The sequence below is a fragment of the Stenotrophomonas sp. AS012628 genome (genome assembly GCF_010608305.1).
GTDB classification, from domain to species: Bacteria; Pseudomonadota; Gammaproteobacteria; order Xanthomonadales; family Xanthomonadaceae; genus Stenotrophomonas; species Stenotrophomonas geniculata.
Window position 1 is genome coordinate 44,802 of sequence record NZ_VMBJ01000016.1, and the last position, 19,824, is coordinate 64,625.

The 19,824-nt window shown below is 67.2% G+C and carries 19 protein-coding genes; 9 read left to right on the forward strand and 10 right to left on the reverse strand.

Translation table 11 applies throughout. The annotated features are described in order from the left end of the window. Positions 1–4: 4 nt before the first annotated feature. The 3 genes from carB to G5A07_RS09590 form a co-directional block, all read right to left on the reverse strand. Complete coding sequence (gene carB / locus G5A07_RS09580) at positions 5–3,247, reverse strand: carbamoyl-phosphate synthase large subunit (RefSeq protein ID WP_191863213.1); 3,243 nt, start codon at positions 3,245–3,247, stop codon at positions 5–7. A gap of 148 nt (positions 3,248–3,395) precedes the next feature. After that, positions 3,396–4,523 carry a glutamine-hydrolyzing carbamoyl-phosphate synthase small subunit gene (gene carA / locus G5A07_RS09585; RefSeq protein WP_010482524.1) on the reverse strand — a complete coding sequence of 376 codons (1,128 nt, stop codon included), beginning with the start codon at positions 4,521–4,523 and terminating at the stop codon, positions 3,396–3,398. A gap of 289 nt (positions 4,524–4,812) precedes the next feature. After that, a complete protein-coding gene (locus G5A07_RS09590) occupies positions 4,813–5,493 on the reverse strand; it encodes a dihydrodipicolinate reductase C-terminal domain-containing protein (protein ID WP_057502904.1) in 681 nt (226 codons plus the stop codon). 120 nt (positions 5,494–5,613) lie between these two features. On the opposite strand from G5A07_RS09590, the gene G5A07_RS09595 reads away from it, so the two are divergent. The 4 genes from G5A07_RS09595 (at position 5,614) to G5A07_RS09610 (ending at position 8,008) form a co-directional block, all read left to right on the forward strand. Then, the gene (locus tag G5A07_RS09595) at positions 5,614–6,393 is read left to right on the forward strand and encodes a 3-oxoacyl-ACP reductase (protein WP_053442948.1); all 780 of its coding nucleotides are present in this window, start codon (positions 5,614–5,616) and stop codon (positions 6,391–6,393) included. A gap of 4 nt (positions 6,394–6,397) precedes the next feature. After that, positions 6,398–6,793 (forward strand): MerR family transcriptional regulator, encoded by a 396-nt coding sequence (locus G5A07_RS09600; protein ID WP_191863214.1) that lies wholly within the window; start codon positions 6,398–6,400, stop codon positions 6,791–6,793. Between the two features lie 55 nt (positions 6,794–6,848). Beyond that, on the forward strand, positions 6,849–7,430 hold the full coding sequence (locus G5A07_RS09605) for an NAD(P)H-dependent oxidoreductase (RefSeq protein ID WP_049453514.1): 582 nt from the start codon (positions 6,849–6,851) through the stop codon (positions 7,428–7,430). Between the two features lie 116 nt (positions 7,431–7,546). After that, complete coding sequence (locus G5A07_RS09610; RefSeq protein WP_191863215.1) at positions 7,547–8,008, forward strand: DUF4304 domain-containing protein; 462 nt, start codon at positions 7,547–7,549, stop codon at positions 8,006–8,008. A 79-nt stretch (positions 8,009–8,087) separates the two neighbouring features. Here G5A07_RS09610 and G5A07_RS09615 read toward each other — a convergent pair whose 3' ends face one another. From G5A07_RS09615 to G5A07_RS09625, 3 genes are read right to left on the reverse strand one after another with little or no spacing between them, the layout of a single operon-like run. Then, positions 8,088–8,342 (reverse strand): DUF6587 family protein, encoded by a 255-nt coding sequence (locus G5A07_RS09615; protein ID WP_191863216.1) that lies wholly within the window; start codon positions 8,340–8,342, stop codon positions 8,088–8,090. Continuing rightward, the gene (locus tag G5A07_RS09620) at positions 8,342–10,207 is read right to left on the reverse strand and encodes a ferrous iron transporter B (RefSeq protein WP_049481564.1); all 1,866 of its coding nucleotides are present in this window, start codon (positions 10,205–10,207) and stop codon (positions 8,342–8,344) included. Before G5A07_RS09620 ends, G5A07_RS09615 begins: the two co-directional genes overlap by 1 nt. Next, the gene (locus G5A07_RS09625) at positions 10,204–10,458 is read right to left on the reverse strand and encodes a FeoA family protein (protein WP_005409473.1); all 255 of its coding nucleotides are present in this window, start codon (positions 10,456–10,458) and stop codon (positions 10,204–10,206) included. The genes G5A07_RS09620 and G5A07_RS09625 overlap by 4 nt, the downstream gene beginning before the upstream one ends. 119 nt (positions 10,459–10,577) lie before the next feature. Here G5A07_RS09625 and G5A07_RS09630 point away from each other — a divergent pair, with 119 nt between their 5' ends. The 5 genes from G5A07_RS09630 (at position 10,578) to yeiP (ending at position 14,149) form a co-directional block, all read left to right on the forward strand. Continuing rightward, a complete protein-coding gene (locus G5A07_RS09630) occupies positions 10,578–11,366 on the forward strand; it encodes an enoyl-CoA hydratase/isomerase family protein (RefSeq protein WP_010482535.1) in 789 nt (262 codons plus the stop codon). Between the two features lie 2 nt (positions 11,367–11,368). Continuing rightward, a complete protein-coding gene (locus G5A07_RS09635) occupies positions 11,369–11,770 on the forward strand; it encodes a VOC family protein (RefSeq protein ID WP_191863217.1) in 402 nt (133 codons plus the stop codon). Further along, entirely contained in the window at positions 11,767–12,663 is an 897-nt protein-coding gene (locus G5A07_RS09640; RefSeq protein ID WP_191863218.1) for a hydroxymethylglutaryl-CoA lyase, read from the forward strand. The genes G5A07_RS09635 and G5A07_RS09640 overlap by 4 nt, the downstream gene beginning before the upstream one ends. Before the next feature lie 100 nt (positions 12,664–12,763). Next, positions 12,764–13,534 carry an SDR family oxidoreductase gene (locus tag G5A07_RS09645; RefSeq protein WP_191863219.1) on the forward strand — a complete coding sequence of 257 codons (771 nt, stop codon included), beginning with the start codon at positions 12,764–12,766 and terminating at the stop codon, positions 13,532–13,534. A 48-nt stretch (positions 13,535–13,582) separates the two neighbouring features. Further along, entirely contained in the window at positions 13,583–14,149 is a 567-nt protein-coding gene (gene yeiP, locus G5A07_RS09650; protein WP_005409468.1) for an elongation factor P-like protein YeiP, read from the forward strand. A gap of 154 nt (positions 14,150–14,303) precedes the next feature. Here yeiP and G5A07_RS09655 read toward each other — a convergent pair whose 3' ends face one another. The 4 genes from G5A07_RS09655 to G5A07_RS09670 form a co-directional block, all read right to left on the reverse strand. Continuing rightward, positions 14,304–14,996: an MliC family protein gene (locus tag G5A07_RS09655; protein WP_191863220.1), complete on the reverse strand. Its 693-nt coding sequence runs from the start codon at positions 14,994–14,996 to the stop codon at positions 14,304–14,306. Between the two features lie 83 nt (positions 14,997–15,079). Beyond that, positions 15,080–15,472: a nuclear transport factor 2 family protein gene (locus tag G5A07_RS09660; protein ID WP_191863221.1), complete on the reverse strand. Its 393-nt coding sequence runs from the start codon at positions 15,470–15,472 to the stop codon at positions 15,080–15,082. Further along, positions 15,453–18,602 carry a multidrug efflux RND transporter permease subunit gene (locus G5A07_RS09665; RefSeq protein WP_191863222.1) on the reverse strand — a complete coding sequence of 1,050 codons (3,150 nt, stop codon included), beginning with the start codon at positions 18,600–18,602 and terminating at the stop codon, positions 15,453–15,455. The genes G5A07_RS09660 and G5A07_RS09665 overlap by 20 nt, the downstream gene beginning before the upstream one ends. Positions 18,603–18,638: 36 nt before the next feature. After that, entirely contained in the window at positions 18,639–19,787 is a 1,149-nt protein-coding gene (locus G5A07_RS09670; protein WP_191863223.1) for an efflux RND transporter periplasmic adaptor subunit, read from the reverse strand. Positions 19,788–19,824 lie beyond the last annotated feature (37 nt).

Genomic DNA, 19,824 nt, shown 5'->3' on the forward strand with positions numbered 1-19,824 from the left:
GCTCTCATGCATTCAACTCCTTGTGCAGCTCCTGCAGCGACCAGACGGGGCCGGTGCCGCGGAATTCCAGTGAATCCACCAGCGCCTTGGCGCCGGCAATGGTGGTCGAGTAGGTGACGCGATGCTGCAGTGCCTCGCGACGGATCGAGAACGAGTCGTTGATCGCCGAACGACCTTCGGTCGTGTTGACGATGTAGACGATCTCGCCGTTCTTGATCGAGTCGACGATGTGCGGACGGCCTTCGACCACCTTGTTGATGATCTCGCAGTCCATGCCATGCTGCTGCAGCCACGCGGCGGTGCCACGGGTGGCGACCAGGCTGTAGCCACGCGCCAGCAGCGCCTTGGCCACCGGCAGCACGCGCTTCTTGTCCGGATCACGCACCGAAACGAAGGCCTTGCCGACCGGCGGCGCCTTGATGCCACCGGCTTCCTGCGCACGCGCGAAGGCGGCGTTGAAGGTGCGGCCTACGCCCATCACTTCACCGGTGGAGCGCATCTCCGGCCCGAGGATCGGATCGACGCCCTGGAACTTGGCGAACGGGAAGATCGCTTCCTTCACCGAGTAATAGTCCGGCACGATTTCCTTGGTTGCACCCTGCTCGGCCAGGCTCTTGCCAGCCATGCAACGGGCGGCGATCTTGGCCAGCGGCATGCCGGTGGCCTTGGACACGAACGGCACGGTGCGCGAGGCACGCGGGTTCACTTCCAGCAGGTAGATGGTGTCGGCACCTTCGTCGCTGGTCTGGATCGCGAACTGGGTGTTCATCAGGCCGACCACGTTCAGGGCCTTGGCCAGCTCCACCACCTGGCGGCGCAGTTCGGCCTGGGTTTCAGCCGACAGCGAGTACGGCGGCAGCGAGCAGGAGGAATCGCCCGAGTGCACGCCAGCTTCTTCGATGTGCTCCATCACGCCACCGATCAGGACGTTGCCATCCTTGTCGGCGATGATGTCGACGTCGCACTCGACGGCGTTGTCGAGGAAGCGGTCCAGCAGCACGGGCGAATCGTTGGACACCTTCACCGCGTCGCGCACGTAGCGGGCAAGGTCGGCTTCGCCGTAGACGATCTCCATCGCACGGCCGCCCAGCACGTAGCTCGGGCGCACCACCAGCGGGTAGCCGATCTCGCGGGCCAGCAGCAGGGCTTCCTGGTCGTTGCGGGCGATGCGGTTCGGCGGCTGCTTCAGGCCCAGCTTGTCGACCAGCTGCTGGAAGCGCTCACGGTCTTCGGCCAGGTCGATCGAGTCCGGGCTGGTGCCGATCACCGGCACGCCGTTGGCTTCCAGCGCGCGCGCCAGCTTCAGCGGGGTCTGGCCGCCGTACTGCACGATCACGCCCTTCGGCTGTTCCAGCTCGACGATTTCCAGCACGTCTTCCAGGGTCAGCGGTTCGAAGTACAGGCGGTCGGAGGTGTCGTAGTCGGTCGACACGGTTTCCGGATTGCAGTTGACCATGATGGTTTCATAGCCATCCTCGCGCAGCGCCAGTGCCGCGTGCACGCAGCAGTAGTCGAACTCGATGCCCTGGCCGATGCGGTTCGGGCCACCGCCCAGGATCATGATCTTGTCGCGGTTGCTCGGCGCGGCCTCGCACTCGTCCTCGTAGGTCGAGTACAGGTAGGCGGTACCGGTGGAGAACTCACCCGCACAGGAGTCCACGCGCTTGTAGACCGGGCGTACCTTGTGCGCACGACGCAGCGCGCGGATGGCGGCTTCGTTGGTACCGGTCAGCTGCGCCAGGCGCGCGTCGGAGAAGCCAGCGCGCTTCAGCTTGCGCAGGCGTGCAGCGTCCAGCGCATCGATGCCACCGGCAGTGACTTCAGCTTCCGCCGCGATGATTTCCTCGATCTGATCCAGGAACCAGTGATCGATGAACGACAGTGCGTAGATCTCTTCCACGCTCATGCCAGCGCGGAACGCATCGGCGACGAAGAACAGGCGCTCCGGACCCGGCGCCTTCAGCTCGCGACGCAGGGTCTGCAGGTCTTCTTCGTTGCTCAGGTCCAGGCCGGTCGGGTCGAAGCCGACCTTGCCGGTTTCCAGGCCGCGCAGGGCCTTCTGCACCGACTCCTGGAAAGTGCGGCCCATCGCCATCACCTCGCCCACCGACTTCATCTGGGTGGTCAGGCGTGCATCGGCAGCCGGGAACTTCTCGAAGGCGAAGCGCGGGATCTTGGTGACGACGTAGTCGATGGACGGCTCGAACGAGGCCGGGGTCAGGCCACCGGTAATTTCGTTCTTCAGTTCGTCCAGGGTGTAGCCCACGGCCAGCTTCGCGGCGACCTTGGCGATCGGGAAGCCGGTGGCCTTGGAGGCCAGCGCCGAGGAACGCGACACGCGCGGGTTCATCTCGATGACCACCACGCGGCCGGTCTTCGGGTTGATGCCGAACTGCACGTTCGAGCCACCGGTATCGACACCGATCTTGCGCAGCACGGCGATGGAGGCATCGCGCAGGCGCTGGTATTCCTTGTCGGTCAGGGTCTGCGCCGGCGCCACAGTGATCGAGTCACCGGTGTGCACGCCCATCGGGTCCAGGTTTTCGATCGAGCAGACGATGATGCAGTTGTCCGCAGTATCGCGGACCACTTCCATCTCGAATTCCTTCCAGCCCAGCACCGACTCTTCCACCAGCACTTCGGTGGTCGGCGACAGTTCCAGGCCGCGGCTGACGATCTCGACCAGCTCTTCGCGGTTGTAGGCAATGCCGCCACCGCTGCCGCCCAGGGTGAAGCTGGGGCGGATGATGGTCGGGTAGCCGACGCGGGTCTGGATCTCCAGCGCTTCGTCCAGGGTGTGGGCGACGGCGGCGGTCGGGCATTCCAGGCCGATCTCACCCATGGCCACGCGGAACAGCTCGCGGTCTTCGGCCATGCGGATCGCTTCGCGCTTGGCGCCGATCAGTTCGACGTTGTACTTCTCCAGCACGCCGTTGTCGGCCAGGTCCAGCGCGCAGTTCAGCGCGGTCTGGCCACCCATGGTCGGCAGCAGCGCGTCGGGCTTTTCCTTGGCGATGATCTTCTCGACCGTCTGCCAGTTGATCGGCTCGATGTAGACGGCGTCGGCCATCTCCGGGTCGGTCATGATCGTGGCCGGGTTGCTGTTGACCAGCACCACGCGGTAACCCTCGTCACGCAGGGCCTTGCAGGCCTGGGCGCCGGAGTAGTCGAACTCGCAGGCCTGGCCGATGACGATCGGGCCAGCACCGATGATGAGGATGGTCTTGAGGTCAGTGCGCTTGGGCATTTTCTTCTCTAAGTCAGTACAGCGTGACAAGGGGGGTGATCGCACGCTGTCGATCAGGAATCTTGATCCGCAGCGCCGCGCAGGGGGCAGCAGCGATGCGGGGTTTACGGTCCATCGCGACGCCACCGGGGGACCGGCGGCGTACTGATCACGCCTTGGCCTGCTCCATCAGCACCACGAAGCGGTCGAACAACGGACCGACGTCGGTCGGGCCCGGCGACGCTTCCGGGTGGCCCTGGAACGAGAACGCCGGCACGTCGGTGCGGGCCACGCCCTGGTTGGTGCCGTCGAACAGCGAACGGTGGGTCACGCGCAGGGTCGGCGGCAGGGTCGCTTCATCGATCGCGAAGCCGTGGTTCTGCGAGGTGATCATCACCCGGCCGCTGTCCAGGTCCTGCACCGGGTGGTTGGCACCGTGGTGGCCGTGGCCCATCTTCATGGTCTGCGCGCCCGAGGCCAGGCCCAGCAACTGGTGGCCCAGGCAGATGCCGAAGGTCGGGATCTTCACGTCGATGAAGGTCTTGATCGCTTCGATGGCGTAGTCGCACGGTTCCGGGTCACCCGGGCCATTGGACAGGAACACGCCGTCCGGCTTCAGCGCCAGCACTTCGGCGGCCGGAGTCTGCGCCGGTACCACGGTCACTTCGCAGCCACGCTCGGCCAGCATGCGCAGGATGTTGGTCTTCACGCCGAAGTCGTAAGCCACGACCTTGAACCGGGACGGCACGCTGACGAAGGCGTTGGCATCCAGGTCCAGCTGGCCCTCGGTCCAGGTGTAGGTCTTCTCGGTAGTGACAACCTTGGCCAGATCCATGCCCTTCAGCCCCGGGAACTTGCGGGCGGCTTCCAGTGCCTTTTCCACGTCGATGTCGCCGGCCATCAGTGCGCCGTTCTGCGCGCCCTTCTCGCGCAGGATGCGGGTCAGCTTGCGGGTGTCGATGCCGGCGATGGCGACCACGCCGCGCTGGATCAGCCAGTCCTGCAGCGACACCTGGCTGCGCCAGTTGCTGGGACGGCGCGGAACGTCGCGCACGATCAGGCCGGCCGACCACACCTTGGACGCTTCATTGTCCTGGTCGGTCATGCCGGTGTTGCCGATATGCGGATAGGTCAGCGTGACCATCTGCCGGGCGTAGGACGGGTCGGTCAACACTTCCTGGTAGCCGGTCATGGCGGTGTTGAACACCACCTCACCGACGGACAGGCCGGGCGCGCCTACGGATTCGCCCTCGAATACGGTGCCGTCTTCGAGGACGAGGATTGCGGCTTGGGTCACGGGAATCTCACTTTGGCTACCGAGGGGGCTGCCGAAGTCACGCCTGCGCTTCACGGAAATCCGGTTGCAAAAAAGCGCGGACGTACGGTCTGGGACCGGTCCGGCTTTCGTGATTCGGCGAGTGCGAATTGTAGCGCTGCCGGGGCGCTCGCGCCAGCGGTTATCGCGCTTCATGAACAGGCGATTGCGTATTCATTTCAATCCGGCGGCGTATGCGGCGCCCGCTGGTAGCGCCGGGCCATGCCCGGCGGAACCGACACCGACGCCGGGCACGGCCCGGCGCTACCGGTTAACGCGGCCCGTCCAGCAGATCGCGCACCCGGTAGCTGCCCGGCGCGCGGCCGTGCAGCTGGCGGGCGGCGAACAGGGCGCCGCGGGCGAAGATGTCGCGGTTGGTGGCCCGGTGCACCAGCTCGATGCGCTCGCCCAGCCCGGTGAACTGCACCAGATGCTCGCCGACGATGTCACCGGCGCGCAGGCTGGCGTAGTGCGGTTCCGCCCCACCCCGCTGCGCGGCCGCGCCCAAGGTCAGCGCGGTGCCCGACGGCGCATCCTTCTTCTGGGTGTGGTGCGACTCGACGATGTCACAGTCCCAGCCGGCCAATGCCTGCGCCGCGCGCTCTACCAACTCGTCCAGCACCGCCACGCCCAGGCTGAAGTTGGAGGCCCAGACCAGCGGGATCTTCGCAGCCGCCGCGTCCAGCGCCTGGCGCTGCGTGCTGGAGATCCCGGTGGTGCCCGACACCAGCCCGGCACCCCGCTCCACGCACAACGCCAGCATCGGGTCGAAACCCTCCGGCAGGCTGAAGTCGATCGCCACGTCGAACACCGGCGCGCCGGGCAGTTCGCTGGCACCGAAGAACGGCACGCCGTCGACCACGCGCTGCGCCGGCGCACGGCCGGTCACTGCAGCCACGATCTGCAGGGTTTCGGGATGTTCGGCGGCCAGCCGCAGCAGGGCCTGGCCCATGCGCCCGGAGGCGCCGTGAATGAGCAATCGCAGGGGAGTCTGGTTCATGCCTGCAGGCTAGCGGCAGCACGCCCGCTCCGGCAAGCGCCATCGCTGCTACGCTGCATGCCCTTTCATGCAATGGATGGCAGCTCCCTCATGCAGATCAGCGAACAGCTGGTGCTGGTCACCGGCGCTGGCCGCGGCCTTGGCCAGCACATCGCCCGCGCCTTCGCCGCACAGGGCGCGCGCGTCATCGTCAATTACCACCGCAGCGAAGGCGCCGCACGTGCCCTGGCTGCCGAGCTGGGCGGACAGGCGATCGCACTGCCGGCCGACGTCACCGACCGCGGCCAGGTCGATGCGATGCTGCAGCAGGCACTGGCCCACTTCGGGCAAGGCGTGACAACCGTGGTCAACAACGCGCTGGCGGCGTTCTCGTTCAATGGTGATGCCCGCGACAGTGCCGCCACCATCGGTTGGCCCGCCTTCCAGGCACAGTTCGAGGGCAGCGTGCGCGGCGCGCTGAACACCGTGCAGGCCGCCCTGCCCGGCATGCAGGCCCGCCGCTTCGGCCGCGTGATCAACATCGGCACCAACCTGTTCCAGAACCCGGTGGTGCCCTACCACGACTACACCGCCGCCAAGGCCGCACTGCTGTCGCTGACCCGCACCCTGGCCGGCGACCTCGGCCCGCATGGCATCACGGTAAACATGCTGTCCGGCGGCCTGCTGCGCACCACCGATGCCAGTGCCGCCACGCCCGAAGCGGTGTTCGACTACATCGCTGCGAACACCCCGCTGCGCAGCGTCACAACGCCGACCGAATTCGCCGATGCCGCGCTGTTCTTCGCCAGCCCGTGGTCGCGTGCGGTGACCGGCCAGAATCTGGTGGTCGATGGCGGGCTGGTGCGGGACTGAGCCGATGCGCATCTCCGAAGTCAGCCGCCTGACCGGTGCCAGCACCAAGGCCATCCGCCTGTACGAGGCGCGCGGACTGCTGCCGCCGGTGCCACGCCTGAACCGCTATCGCGACTACAGCGAACAGGACGTGGCCTGGGTGCAGCTGATCCGACAGGCACTGGGGCTGGGCATCAGCCTGGCCGCGATCTCGCGCCTGCAGGGCCGCGACGGGCGGCTCGACTGGCCTGCGGTGCTGGCCTTGCTGGAACAGCAGCGCACACGCATTGCCAGCGAACGGGCTCGGCTGGCGCAGGTCGAGCTCGCCCTGCAGCAGGTCAGCGCCGAACTGCAGCAGTGGCTGCACTCCGGCAGCGGCGACTGCATCCTGGATCCCAGCGGCTGCACCACCCCGGTTTGACTCTGCCCCTGGGGCAGACCCCAACCTCGCGCACTTTCCATTGCCCGAGGTTGCCGTGTCCCGTTCCGTCCTGATCCTGCTCGGCCATCCTGACCGTGACAGCCTGTGTGGTGCCCTCGCCCAACGCTATGCCACGGCCGCGGAGAATGCCGGCCACCGGGTGCGCCTGATCGCACTGGGCGACCTTGAATTCGACCCGGTGCTGCGCCACGGCTACCGCCAGATCCAGCCACTTGAAGCCGATCTGCAGGACGCCGCCGAGGCGATCGAAGCCTGCGATCATCTGGTGCTGGTCTACCCCACCTGGTGGGGTGCAATGCCGGCCCTGCTGAAGGGCTTCTTCGATCGCGTGCTGCTGCCGGGGTACGCCTTCCGCTACCGGCGCGATTCGGTGTGGTGGGACCGGCTGCTGGCCGGACGCAGCGCACGGGTGATCACCACCCTGGACACGCCGCCCTGGTATTACCGCTGGATCTACCGCGACCCGGGCATCAGCCAGATCCGCGCCACCATCCTGCAGTTCTGCGGCATCCGCCCGGTGCGGGTCAGCCGCGTGGGCGCGGTACGCAGCAGCTCGCCGGAGCAACGCAATCGGTGGCTGGCGCTGGCAGCAGAGCTGGGCTCACGCGCCCGGTAGATCCACGCCATGCGTGGATGAAATGCTGGCCAGTGTTCCGGATGTCGCGTTTGCCAATTGACCGTCAGGCACTGCGCCTCAAGGCTGTGGCCCGTCTTCCGGCCCAGGCAGAACCCATGAAATCCTCGACCGTCTTCAGCAAGTGCGCCAGGAAGACCGGCTTTGCCGGAACGTCTACGACCCGCTACCGCTTGCTGGATGCCGCCCTGCTTGTCGTGAATCACCAACGCGCCAACGAAAACCGGGGCTTCTATGTGAATGCTGGACTCTACTTTCCAGAGCTGCTCGAGTATCCGCTCGCGCCTGACGATCTTGAAACGGCCTTCAGGTACCGCTCCAGCATTCCCACGCCCCATGTCGACTGGCGGATCGAAGAAACGCCGGGCCTGCGCCGGACCTTCATCCAGCAGGATCTTGAAGATCTGCTGCAGGCCGGCAACCGCGGCGCGCTGAAAGGCCTGCTGCTCTTTGCCCTTGCCGACGTGGCCGGCTTTGCGGCAACCCATGGAAACCGGGAATCGGTGCGGCGATTGAACCAGGATGGTCGCTTCCGGGCGATCATCCGCAAAGAGGTCTAGTAGATCCACGCCATGCGTGGAATGAACCCCGCAAGCGTGCGAACCAGGGTTCGCACCCACCAGCGCAGGAAAAGCAGCGTCAGTGCTGCTTCGGTGGAGTTGGCCCGCAGCTGTCACAACCACCACAGGCACCACCACCTCCAGTCGCCGACGGCGCGATCTTCCGCCCCAGCGCCTGCATCCAGCCGGGGCGACCCGGCTTCAGCAGGGCCAGCGCCAAGGCCCCGCGCAGCGTGCGCACGGTGCCCGGGAACTGCTTCTTCAGCACCACCCAGGCACTGACCAGCACGGCCACCGCGATGATCAGGTACTGGATCAGCAGGCCGGTATCCATCAGCCGCCTCCCAGCGCCTTGGTCACCTGGTAGGTGATCAGCGCAGCCACATAGGCCGCGGCGAACAGGTAGAACGCGGCGAAGCCCATCTGCTTCCACGAATTGGTCTCACGCTTGATGGTGGCCAGCGTCGAGATGCACATCGGGGCGTAGATGTACCAGACCAGCAGCGACAGCGCGGTCGCCAGCGACCAGCCGTCGCTGATCAGTGGGGTCAGCGCCTGGCTGGCGGCATCGTCATCGGCCGCGGACAGCGCGTAGACCGTGGCCAGCGACGATACCGCCACTTCGCGCGCGGCCAGGCCCGGGATCAGTGCGATGCAGATCTGCCAGTTGAAGCCCAGCGGCGCGAAGAACACGGCCATCGCATGGCCGATCTGGCCGGCGTAGCTGTAGTCGATGGCCGGCATCGTGGCGCCAGCGGGAGCCGCCGGGAACGACAGCAGCACCCACAGCAGGATGGTCAGCGCCAGGATGATGCCACCGACGCGCTTGAGGAAGATCATGCCACGCTCGTACAGGCCCACGGCCAGGTCACGCGCATGCGGCAGGCGGTAAGACGGCAGCTCCAGCATCAGCGGATGCTCACTCTTGTCGCGACGCCACTTCTTCATGATCCACGACATCGCCAGCGCGCTGAGGATACCGGCGGCGTACAGGCCGAACAGGACCAGCCCCTGCTGGTTGAACACGCCCCACACCGTCTTCTGCGGAATGAACGCACCAATCAGCAGCGCGTACACCGGCAAGCGTGCGGAACAGGTCATCAACGGCGCCACCAGGATCGTGGCCAGGCGGTCACGTGGGTCCTGGATGCTGCGCGTGGACATGATGCCCGGCACTGCGCAGGCAAAGCTGGACAGCAGCGGGATGAACGAGCGGCCGGACAACCCGGCGGCGGCCATCATGCGGTCGAGCAGGAACGCAGCGCGCGGCAGGTAACCGGACTCCTCCAGCACGAGGATGAAGAAGAACAGGATCAGGATCTGCGGCAGGAACACCACCACGCCACCGACACCGGCGATGATGCCGTCGGTCAGCAGGCTGGCCAGCGGACCTTCCGGCAGCACGCTGCCGACAAACTCGCCCAGCCAGGCAAAGCCGGCTTCGATGCCGTCCATCAACGGCGTCGCCCAGGCGTACACCGCCTGGAAGATCAGGAACATCACCACCGCCAGGCTGACCAGGCCGAACACGGGGTGCAGCAGCCAGCGGTCCAGCGCGTCATCGATCTTCGCGGTCCGCGCCGGCATGCGCACGGCCACCGACAGGATCTCGCGCACCTTGGCGTGGTAGTCGATGCCACCTTCCGGGCCCGGCACCGGCGCATCCAGGTGCGGCACCATCGCATCGAGGCGCTCGACCAGGGCCTTGGCGCCCTGCTTGCGCACCGCCACGGTCTCCACCACCGGGACGCCCAGCTCGCGCTCCAGCGCGGCCACATCCACCTGGATGCCACGGCGCTGGGCCGCATCAACCATGTTCAGCGCCACCACCATCGGCTTGCCCAGCTCGCGCAGTTCCAGCGCGAAACGCAGGTGCAGGCGCAGGTTGGTGGCGTCGATCACGCACAGCAGCACATCCGGCGCGGCTTCGCCCGGATAGAAGCCCCGGCACAGGTCGCGGGTGATCGCCTCGTCCAGGCTGGCCGGATGCAGGCTGTAGGCCCCCGGAAGGTCGAGTACCGCGAACTCGCGGCCGGACGGCGCACGCAGGCGGCCTTCCTTGCGCTCGACGGTGACGCCGGTGTAGTTGGCAACCTTCTGCCGGCTGCCGGTCAGCTGGTTGAACAGAGCGGTCTTGCCGCTGTTGGGGTTACCGACCAGCGCAACGCGCAGGGGGGCGGTAGTGGCAGTAGCAGTCATGCGCGTCGTTCCTGGCTGGCGGCGTCGACCACGACCCGCTTGGCTTCACTGATCCGCAGCGCGAAACGGGTGAACCCGACCTGCACCAGCAGCGGCTCTCCCCCCACCGGGCCCTTGGCCACCAGGCGTACTTCCTCGCCCTTCACGAAACCCAGCTCGCGCAGGCGACGGGCGATGGCATCGTTGGCATGCAGGTCCTGCACGGACTCGACCACGGCCGAGGTGTGCAGCGGCAGTTCGGACAGCGTCATCTAGCGTGTTCTCTGCTGGATGTAAATGGTTCTCGATTCTAACATTCCCGCGTCGCGTCATGGCCCATGACCAATGGCCCGCTATGATCCATACAGGTATGGAGTGACCCTGGAATCCCATGAACGATGCTTTGCAGATCGAGCGCAGCGGCGCCGCCCTCACCCTCTGGCTGAACCGGCCGGAGCTGCACAACGCCTTTGACGCCAGCCTGATCGCCCGGCTGACCGCCGCACTGGAGGCCGCCGGCCGCGATGATTCGGTCCGGGCCGTGGTGATGGCCGGCCACGGCACCTCCTTCTCGGCTGGTGCGGACATGCAGTGGATGCGCGGCATGGCGGCGGCCAGCGAGGCCGACAACCGCGAGGACTCGCTGGCGCTGGCACGGCTGATGCGCACCCTGGACGAGCTGCCCAAGCCGACCCTGGCCCGGGTCCACGGCGCGGCCTTCGGCGGTGGCGTCGGCCTGGTTGCCTGCTGCGACATCGCCATCGCCAGCACCTCGGCCCGCTTCGGCCTGACCGAAAGCCGCCTCGGCCTGCTGCCGGCGGTGATCTCGCCCTATGTGATCGAGGCCATCGGCCCCCGCCAGGCTCGCCGCTGGTTCGCCACCGGCGAGCATTTCGACGCCGACACCGCGCTGCGCATCGGCCTGGTCCACCAACTGGTCGAGCCTGAACGCCTGGACGAGGCCGTGCAACGCCAGCTGGCCCTGCTCGACAAGGCCGGCCCGATCGCCTCGTCCACCGCCAAGCAGCTGGTGCGCCAGGTCCGCGACAGCCATGACCGCGACACCCTGGATCGCGATAATGCCGCCCTGATCGCGCGCCTGCGGGTGTCCGCCGAAGGCCAGGAAGGCCTGGGTGCCTTCCTCGACAAGCGCGCCCCCCACTGGGTCACGGAAGCCTGAACATGCTCGATCATCTTGGTTTGACCAGCGCCGACCTGGCGCGCAGCAAGGCCTTCTTCCTGCAGGCACTGGCGCCGTTGCAGATCGGCGTGGTGATGGAAGTGACCGCCGAACAGACCGGCGCCCACGACCACATCGGCTTCGGCAACGACGGCAAGCCGTTCTTCTGGCTTGGCAATGGCCGCACTGCCAGCCACGGCGTGCACGTGGCTTTTGCCTGCGCCAGCCGCGCCCAGGTGGACGCCTTCCATGCCGCCGCGCTCGCCGCCGGTGGCCGCGACAATGGCGCCCCGGGCCTGCGCCCCTGGTACCACCCGGATTACTACGGCGCCTTCGTGCTCGACCCCGACGGCAACAACATCGAGGCGGTCTGCCACCGCCCTGCCAACGGGGCAACCGCATGAGCGACTACGTCCGCATCGTCGAGGTCGGCCCGCGTGACGGCCTGCAGAACGAAAAGCAGTCGGTCTCCACCGCCGACAAGATCGAACTGATCAACCGCCTGTCGGCCACCGGCCTGCGCAGCATCGAGGCGACCAGCTTCGTCAGCCCGAAGTGGATCCCGCAGCTGGCCGATGCCGCCGAGGTCTACGCCGGCATCCAGCGCCGGCCGGGCATCCACTACCCGGTACTGGTGCCGAACGAACAGGGCTACGACCGTGCCCGTGCGGTCGGCGTGGAGGAAGTAGCGGTGTTCACCGCCGCGTCCGAGGCGTTCAACCGCACCAACACCAATGCCGGCATCGACGAATCGCTGGCCCGGTTCGAGCCGATCCTGCGCCGCGCCGCCGCCGATGGTGTGCGCGTGCGCGGCTACGTCTCCACCGTGCTTGGCTGTCCTTACCAGGGCGAGGTACCGCTGACTGACGTGGTGCGCGTCGCACGTGCCCTGCACCAGATGGGCTGTTACGAAATCTCGCTGGGCGACACCATCGGCGTCGGCACCCCGCGCAAGGCACGGGCGATGCTGCAGGCGGTCGCCGCCGAGATCCCGATGGCGGCGCTGGCCGTGCATTTCCACGACACCTACGGCCAGGCCATCGCCAACATCGCCACCTGCCTGGAAGAAGGCGTGCGCGTGGTCGACAGCGCGGTGTCTGGTGCCGGTGGCTGCCCATATGCCAAGGGCGCCAGCGGCAACGTCGCCAGCGAAGACGTGGTCTACCTGCTGCAGGGCCTGGGCCTCGACAGCGGCGTGGACCTGCCGGCACTGGCCGATACCGGCCGCTGGCTGGCCGGCCTGCTCGGACGCGCCACCGCAAGCCGTACCGGGCAGGCACTGGCCGCGGCCGGTTGACCACCGCACTGCGCCGCCCCGCAAAGGCGGCGCAGTGCACAACAGCGGCGGTCGCGGCTTCCGTTAGAATCGGCGGTTCTCGAACCTGCAGGACCGTTCAATGCAGCTGTCTTCCGTACGTGCCGTGATCACTGGCGGCGTCTCCGGCCTCGGCCTGGCCGTGGCCCAGCACCTCGTCGCCCAGGGCGGCAAGGTGGCCCTGTTCGACCTCAACGACGACAAGGGTGCAGTCGCCGTTGCCGGGCTGGTTGCCGACAAGGCCCGCTACTTCAACGTCAACGTCAGCGATGAGGCGGCCGTGGCTGCGGCCATCGACCAGGCCCACGACTTCCTCGGCGGCCTGAACGTGGCGATGAACTGTGCCGGCATCCTCGGCGCCGGCCGCGTGCTGGGCAAGGAAGGCCCGATGCCGCTGGCTGGCTTCCAGGGCACGGTGATGGTCAACCTGGTCGGCAGCTTCAACGTCGCCAAGGCCGCGGCCAATCGCATGCAGCACAACGAAGCCGGTACCGACGGCGAGCGCGGCGTGATCATCAACACCGCCAGCATCGCTGCCTATGAAGGCCAGATCGGCCAGGCCGCGTATGCCGCCAGCAAGGGCGGCGTGGTCTCGATGACGCTGCCGATGGCGCGCGAACTGTCGCGCTTTGGCATCCGCGTCAACACCATCGCCCCGGGCGTGTTCTGGACGCCGATGGTCGATGGCATGCCCGAGGCCGTGCAGCAGTCGCTGGCCGCCTCGATCCCGTTCCCGTCGCGTCTGGGCAAGCCGGAAGACTTCGCCAGCCTGGTCGGCTTCATCCTTGGCAACACCTACCTCAACGGCGAGACCATCCGCCTGGACGGCGCTACCCGCCTCGCTCCGAAGTGATTCCCCCGGGCGCCGGGACGGCGCCCTCCCCCAACGACCTAGATCACCATGAAAGCCAACGACATCAAGAAGGGCAACGTCGTCGAGTACAACAACGGCGTGTACCAGATCCGCGACATCGAACGCAGCTCGCCGCAGGGTCGCGGCGGCAACGTCCGCTTCCGCTTCATCATGTACAGCGTGCCGGGCGGCAACAAGCTCGACGCCAGCTTCGATGCCGACGACAACCTGGTCGAGGTCGAACTGCTGCGCCGCCAGTCCACCTATTCGTACAAGGATGGCGATGCCTTCGTGTTCCTCGATGACGAGGACTACACCCCCTACACCCTGGACGCGGACGTGATCGGCGATGACGCCGGCTACATCACCGACGGCCTGACCGGCATCTACGTGCAGGTCATCGACGAGCAGCCGGTGGCGATCCAGCTGCCGGCCTCGGTGGTGCTGGAAGTGATCGAAACCCCGCCGGAACTGAAGGGTGGCACCGCCACCAAGCGCCCGAAGCCGGCCAAGCTCAACACCGGCATCGAGATCATGGTGCCGGAGTACATCGTCAACGGCGAACGCGTGCTGGTGAACACCGCCACCGGCGAATTCGCGGGCCGTGCCGACTAATCGCCTCGCGCTGATCGGCTGCCTGTCCCTGCCTGCGGCGCATTCGCCGCAGGTAGGCCATCGGATGTAGCAGTCGTGTAGCACCGAGCCCACGCTCGGCTGCTGTGCGTTGGACAGGGACTGCAGCCGAGCGTGGCTCGGCTCTACAGGTAGCTTACGGCTGCTTCGCGCCGAAATTGCCGCAGCCGTGGTACTGGCGGGTGCCGATGGTCAGGTTCACCTTGGCATCGAACGCCTCGCCACTCATGTCGTCCTGGCAGGTCGTGCGCTGGAAGCTGAGCTTGACGTCGGTGCCATCGGATGCCTTGCCACTCCAGCCATCAGCACCTTCGGTGGGCTTGGCGACATCGAAGCGACGCTCACCATAATCCACTTCCACCTGCAAGCCCGGCGTGTCGCCGTCGACAACTGCCAGCCAGCCGGGCTCATTGCCGGTGGCACGGAACGCAGCATTGCCGGCACTGCCATCGCCTTCAGTGGCTTCGACCGCATGGCACTCGCGATCGGCTTCGCCCTTCAGGCTCAACAGGCCGTCATCGCTGCCCCTGGTCCAGAAGCTGTTGCCCTGGCCATCGCCATACTTGGCGCCGGATGCCGCGCGTTCGGAGGTCATGGCGAAGGTGCGGTCGCCGATCACCACCGTGGCTGCATCCTCGCCATTGAAGGTCGCGCGCACGCTGAGATCACCACACTGGTAGGCGGTCTCGCTGCCACCTTCGGTGCTGGCACTTGGCTGCGGCGTGGCAGGCGGGGTGTCATTGCCGCCCGCAGCGGGTGCCTGGGCCGGCTGGCACGCAGCCAGCACCACCCCGAGGGAGGCTGCCAACAGACTGGGAACTACACGCATGGCTCGACTCCTTGTCGACACTACAGAGAGGCTCGACCCTACCATCTGCCGGTGAGCGGGGCCTGAAAGCGGCCTGACCGCACTCAGGCGGCCAGCACCGCCATCGACAGCAGCTGTGCGCCACTGCCGCCGGAACTGCAGGTCCAGACGCGCAACAGGCGCAGCTTCACTTCACGCTCCTGGTCCTGCTGCCACACTGACAACCGCACGTTGCTGGACAGCAGTGCCAGGCGACCACACAGCAGCGTTTCAACTGCGTGCAGATGCAGGCTTCGTACCTGCAGGCCGCCGGCCAGCCAATCGCCCAGCCACGGCAGATCGAGCATGCGCCCGCCTTGGCCATCCATCATGAACAAGGCCGGCGATACCAGCGCGGTCAGCGCATCGTGATCATTTTCCAGCAACGCTGCGCACAGGCGCTGCTCCAGCACCATCAACTGTTGTTCATGCAGATCTTCAACGATGTTCCGTTCCATCCACGGATCCTTCCGGCATCGGCCGGCGCCTGCGCAGGCGTTGCGCGATCCACTGCCGCGCGCCCTGCACTACTACATAGAAGACCGGTACGAAGAACACCGCCAGCACGGTCGCACTGACCATGCCGCCGAACACACCGGTTCCAATCGCCTGCTGGGTTTCCTTCGACGCGCCCTGCGCCAGCATCAGCGGCACCACGCCCAGCGCGAATGCCAGCGAGGTCATCACGATCGGCCGCAGGCGCAACCTGGCCGCTTCCAATGCCGCCTCGACCAGGCCGCGACCCTGCTGCTGCAGCTGTCGCGCGAACTCGACGATGAGGATCGCGTTCTTCGCCGACAGCCCGATCACGGTGATCATGCCGACCTTGAAGAACACGTCGTTGGGCATGCCCCGCAGCAGCACCGCGGCGACCGCACCGAGCAGGCCCAGCGGCACCACCAGCATCACCGCCAGCGGGATCGACCAGCTCTCATAGAGAGCCGCCAGCACCAGGAACACCACCAGCATCGACAACAACAGCAGCCACGGTGCCTGCGCCCCCGACTCCCGCTCCTGCAGCGACTGGCTGGTCCACTGCAGGGCAAAGCCGGACGGCAGCTTCTGCGCCAACCGCTCCATCTCCTCAATGGCCTGGCCGGTCGACACGCCGAAGGCCGGTGCGCCGGACAGGTTCAGCGCCGGGAAGCCGAGATAGCGCTGCAGCTGCAACGGCGCCTCGGTCCAGTGCGGCGTCACCAGTTCCGACAACGCCACCATGCCGCCTTCGCTGTTGCGAACGTACAGCTTCAGCACATCTTCCAGCTCCATCCGGTGCGGTGCATCGGCCTGCAGGATCACTTGTTGCAGCCGGCCCTTGTTGGGGAAGTCGTTGACGTACTGCGAGCCCATCGCCGCCGACAGCGTGCTGCTGATCTGCTCGAACCCCACGCCCATCGCCTCGGCCTTGGCGCGGTCGATGTCCAGCCGCACGCTGGTGCCTGCTGGCAGGCCATCGGCATGCACCTCCGACAGCAGCGGACTGGCCTCGGCCAGCTTCAGCAGCTGCTGCAGGGCCGCGCGCAGCTCTGCCTGGCTCTGCCCGGTGCGCGCCTGCAGCGCCAGTGAGAAGCCGGAGGAGCGTCCCAGGCTGTCGATGGCCGGCGGCATCACGCTCATCACCTCGCCCTCGGCAATCGTCGCCATCGCCTTCTGCGCGGCCTCCACTTCGCCGGCCGCGGTGGCTCCTGCACGCTCGCCCCAGTCCTTCAGCATGGTGTAGGTCAGCGCCGCGCTCGGGCCGGACCCGGAGAAGCTGTAGCCGAGGATCGACTGGTTGGAGCCGATGCCCGGGCGTGACGCCACATGCCGTTCGTAGGCTTCGACCACGGCCAGCGTGCGCTCGGCGGTGGCTTCGGCCGGCAGCTGGATCGAGGTCATGAAATAGCCCTGGTCTTCTTCCGGCAGGAATGCACCCGGCAACCAGTGCAGGCCCAGCAACAGCGCCACTACCAGTGCGGCGAACACGCCCATCACCCGCCCGCTTCGCTGCAGCACGGAGGCCACGCCACGCTGGTAGCGCCCGGTCATCGCCTCGAAGCCACGGTTGAAGGCGCCGAACAGCCCACCACGACCATGATGGCCATGGCTGTTCGGGCGCAGCAGCGTCGCGCACAGCGCCGGCGTCAGGCTCAATGCCAGCAGCGCCGAGAACAGGATCGACACCGCCATCGCCACGGTGAACTGGCGGTAGATCGCGCCCACCGAGCCGCTGGCCAACGCCATCGGGATGAACACCGCGGTCAACACCAGGGTGATGCCGATCACTGCGCCGGTCAGCTCACGCATCGCCTTGATGGTGGCCTCGCGCGGCGGCAGCCCTTCTTCGGCCATGATCCGTTCCACGCCCTCGACCACCACGATCGCGTCGTCGACGATGATGCCGATTGCCAGCACCATGCCGAACATGGTCAGCACGTTGATCGAGAAGCCCAGCGCCAGCATCACAGCGAAGGTGCCCAGCAGTGCGATCGGTGCGACCAGCGCCGGGATCAGCGTGTAGCGCCAGTTCTGCAGGAACAGGTACATCACCGCGAACACCAGCAGCATCGCCTCCAGCAGCGTCTGCACCACCTTCTGGATCGAGATCTTGACGAACGGCGCGGTATCGAACGGAATGCTCGCTTCCACGCCGCGCGGCAGCAGCGGTGCCAGCTCGGCCATGCGCTCACGCACCGCCGACGCGGTGCGCACCGCGTTCGCGCCAGGACGCAGCTGCACGCCGGCGGCGGTGGCCGGATAGCCGTCCTCGCGGGTGCCCCAGGCATAGCTCTGGGCGCCCAGCTCGACGCGGGCGACATCGCCCAGCAGCACCCGCGAGCCGTCGGCCCCGGCGCGCAGCACGATGGCAGCGAACTGTTCCGGCGTGGACAGTTGGCCGTCGGCACTCAACGGCACGGTAATGCGCTGGCCCGGCACACCCGGCGAATCGCCGATGCGTCCCGGCGAGATCTCCAGGTTCTGCTGCTCGATGGCGGCGGCGACGTCGCCCATGGTCAGGCCGTAGCCGGTCAACCGGGTCGGGTCCAGCCACACACGCATCGCTTGCTCGGCGCCGAACAGCTGCACGCGGCCGACGCCATCGATGCGGCGCAGCTCTTCGATGATGTTGCGCGCCATGAAGTCGCCCAGCGCGGCTTCGCTGACGCTGGCATCGGGCGAACGCAGGCCGACCAGCATCAGGAAACCGGAATCGGCGGCCTCCACGAACAGGCCGTTCTGGCGGACGCTGCGCGGCAGGCGCGGTTCGATCGCCTTGATCCGGTTCTGCACGTCCACCTGCGCCAGCTCCGGATTGGTGCCGGGCTTGAAGGTGGCAGTGATCGACGCTTCACCGGAAGTGTCCACCGACGATTCGAAGTACAGCAGGTGCTTGACGCTGGACAGCTCGCGCTCGATCAGGCCGACCACCGCATCATTCAGCGTCTGCGGGCTGGCACCGGGGTAGCTGGCATAGATGCTGACACTGGGTGGCGCCACCGCCGGATAGCGCTCAACGGCCAGCCGTGGGATCGCCAGTACGCCAGCCAGGATGATGAAGATCGCCAGCACCCAGGCGAACACCGGGCGATCGATGAAGAAACGTGCCATGTTGGATTTCCCTGGAGGGACCAGCCCGGTAGAGGCTCAGCCCTTGCTGCCGGCCTGCACCGCGCCGGCGCTGGCGACCGGCAGCTGCCAATCGCGCGCATCGACCACCACGCCTTCCTGCAGGCGTTCCTGGCCCTCGACCACTACCTTTTCGCCCGCCTTCAGGCCCGTGCGCACCAGCCACTGGCGATCGACACTACCGTCCACTTCCAGCGTGCGGATCACCGCCTTGCCATCGCCACCGATCACCCAGGCATAGGCCTGGCCACCGGCGCTGCGCAGCACGGCCTGCTGTGGCACGGTCAGCGCACTGGTCGGCGCACCACGCGGCACCCTCGCGCGCACGTACATGCCCGGCAGCAGCTGGCGCTGCGGGTTGTCGACCAGAATGCGGAGGATCACATCACCGGTACGCGCATCGACGTTGATGCCGGAGAACAGCATCTGGCCACGCTCGGACAGCGGCTTGCCGGCCGCACCGATGATCGTCACCGGCAGCTCGCCGCCACCGGCAGCGCTGCGCTGCAGTGATTCCAGCTGGGCCGCCGGCTGGCGCACATCGACGTAGACCTGGTCGATCTGCTGCACCACCGCCATCGGCTCGGCATCGGCCACGCCCACCAGTGCGCCTTCGGTCACCAGCGCCTGGTCGATGCGGCCGGCAATCGGTGCACTGACCGTGGCATAGCGCAGGTCAAGCTGGCGACGGGCCAGGATCGCGCGCGCCTCGTTCACCGCGGCACGGGCCTGTTCGTACTCGGCACTGGCATCGTCGCGGTGCTGCTGGCTGACCGCCTGCGCGGCCGCCAGTGCATGCAGGCGCTGTGACTGCACGCGGCTGCGGCCCAGCGCCGCTTCGCTGCGCTGAAGTGCTGCCAGTGCCGAATCCACGTCTGCACGGAATGCCGCCGGATCGATCTGGAACAGCGCCTGGCCGGCGCTCACTTCTGCGCCCTGGTCGAACAGGCGGCGTTGCACGATGCCGCCCACCTGGGCACGGATCTGTGCGGTGCGCACGGCAGCCACGCGGCCGGGCAGTTCGTCATCGCGCTGTACCACCTGCGGGCCGACGGTGACCACGCTGACACGCGGTGTGGCTTCCGGCGTAGCTTCGGGGGTTGAGCAGGCCGTCATGGCCAGGGCGAGGGCCGCGATCAACGTGGCCGGAGTCCTGAAGGTTCTCATTGCTGTGCACAATGCCGCGCAGGCGGCTGATAGGTTC

Coding starts and splice junctions, on each gene's coding strand:
- G5A07_RS09625 (WP_005409473.1), bottom strand. CDS start 10,458: ATGACGCTGTCCGAACTGCCGCTGCACACCTCGGCCGTGGTCGAGTCC.
- G5A07_RS09655 (WP_191863220.1), bottom strand. CDS start 14,996: ATGCGTGTAGTTCCCAGTCTGTTGGCAGCCTCCCTCGGGGTGGTGCTG.
- G5A07_RS09615 (WP_191863216.1), bottom strand. CDS start 8,342: ATGGATACCGGCCTGCTGATCCAGTACCTGATCATCGCGGTGGCCGTG.
- yeiP (WP_005409468.1), top strand. CDS start 13,583: ATGAAAGCCAACGACATCAAGAAGGGCAACGTCGTCGAGTACAACAAC.
- G5A07_RS09670 (WP_191863223.1), bottom strand. CDS start 19,787: ATGAGAACCTTCAGGACTCCGGCCACGTTGATCGCGGCCCTCGCCCTG.
- G5A07_RS09630 (WP_010482535.1), top strand. CDS start 10,578: ATGAACGATGCTTTGCAGATCGAGCGCAGCGGCGCCGCCCTCACCCTC.
- G5A07_RS09660 (WP_191863221.1), bottom strand. CDS start 15,472: ATGGAACGGAACATCGTTGAAGATCTGCATGAACAACAGTTGATGGTG.
- carB (WP_191863213.1), bottom strand. CDS start 3,247: ATGCCCAAGCGCACTGACCTCAAGACCATCCTCATCATCGGTGCTGGC.
- G5A07_RS09635 (WP_191863217.1), top strand. CDS start 11,369: ATGCTCGATCATCTTGGTTTGACCAGCGCCGACCTGGCGCGCAGCAAG.
- G5A07_RS09590 (WP_057502904.1), bottom strand. CDS start 5,493: ATGGGCCAGGCCCTGCTGCGGCTGGCCGCCGAACATCCCGAAACCCTG.
- G5A07_RS09620 (WP_049481564.1), bottom strand. CDS start 10,207: ATGACTGCTACTGCCACTACCGCCCCCCTGCGCGTTGCGCTGGTCGGT.
- G5A07_RS09595 (WP_053442948.1), top strand. CDS start 5,614: ATGGATGGCAGCTCCCTCATGCAGATCAGCGAACAGCTGGTGCTGGTC.
- G5A07_RS09600 (WP_191863214.1), top strand. CDS start 6,398: ATGCGCATCTCCGAAGTCAGCCGCCTGACCGGTGCCAGCACCAAGGCC.
- G5A07_RS09665 (WP_191863222.1), bottom strand. CDS start 18,602: ATGGCACGTTTCTTCATCGATCGCCCGGTGTTCGCCTGGGTGCTGGCG.
- G5A07_RS09645 (WP_191863219.1), top strand. CDS start 12,764: ATGCAGCTGTCTTCCGTACGTGCCGTGATCACTGGCGGCGTCTCCGGC.
- G5A07_RS09610 (WP_191863215.1), top strand. CDS start 7,547: ATGAAATCCTCGACCGTCTTCAGCAAGTGCGCCAGGAAGACCGGCTTT.
- G5A07_RS09640 (WP_191863218.1), top strand. CDS start 11,767: ATGAGCGACTACGTCCGCATCGTCGAGGTCGGCCCGCGTGACGGCCTG.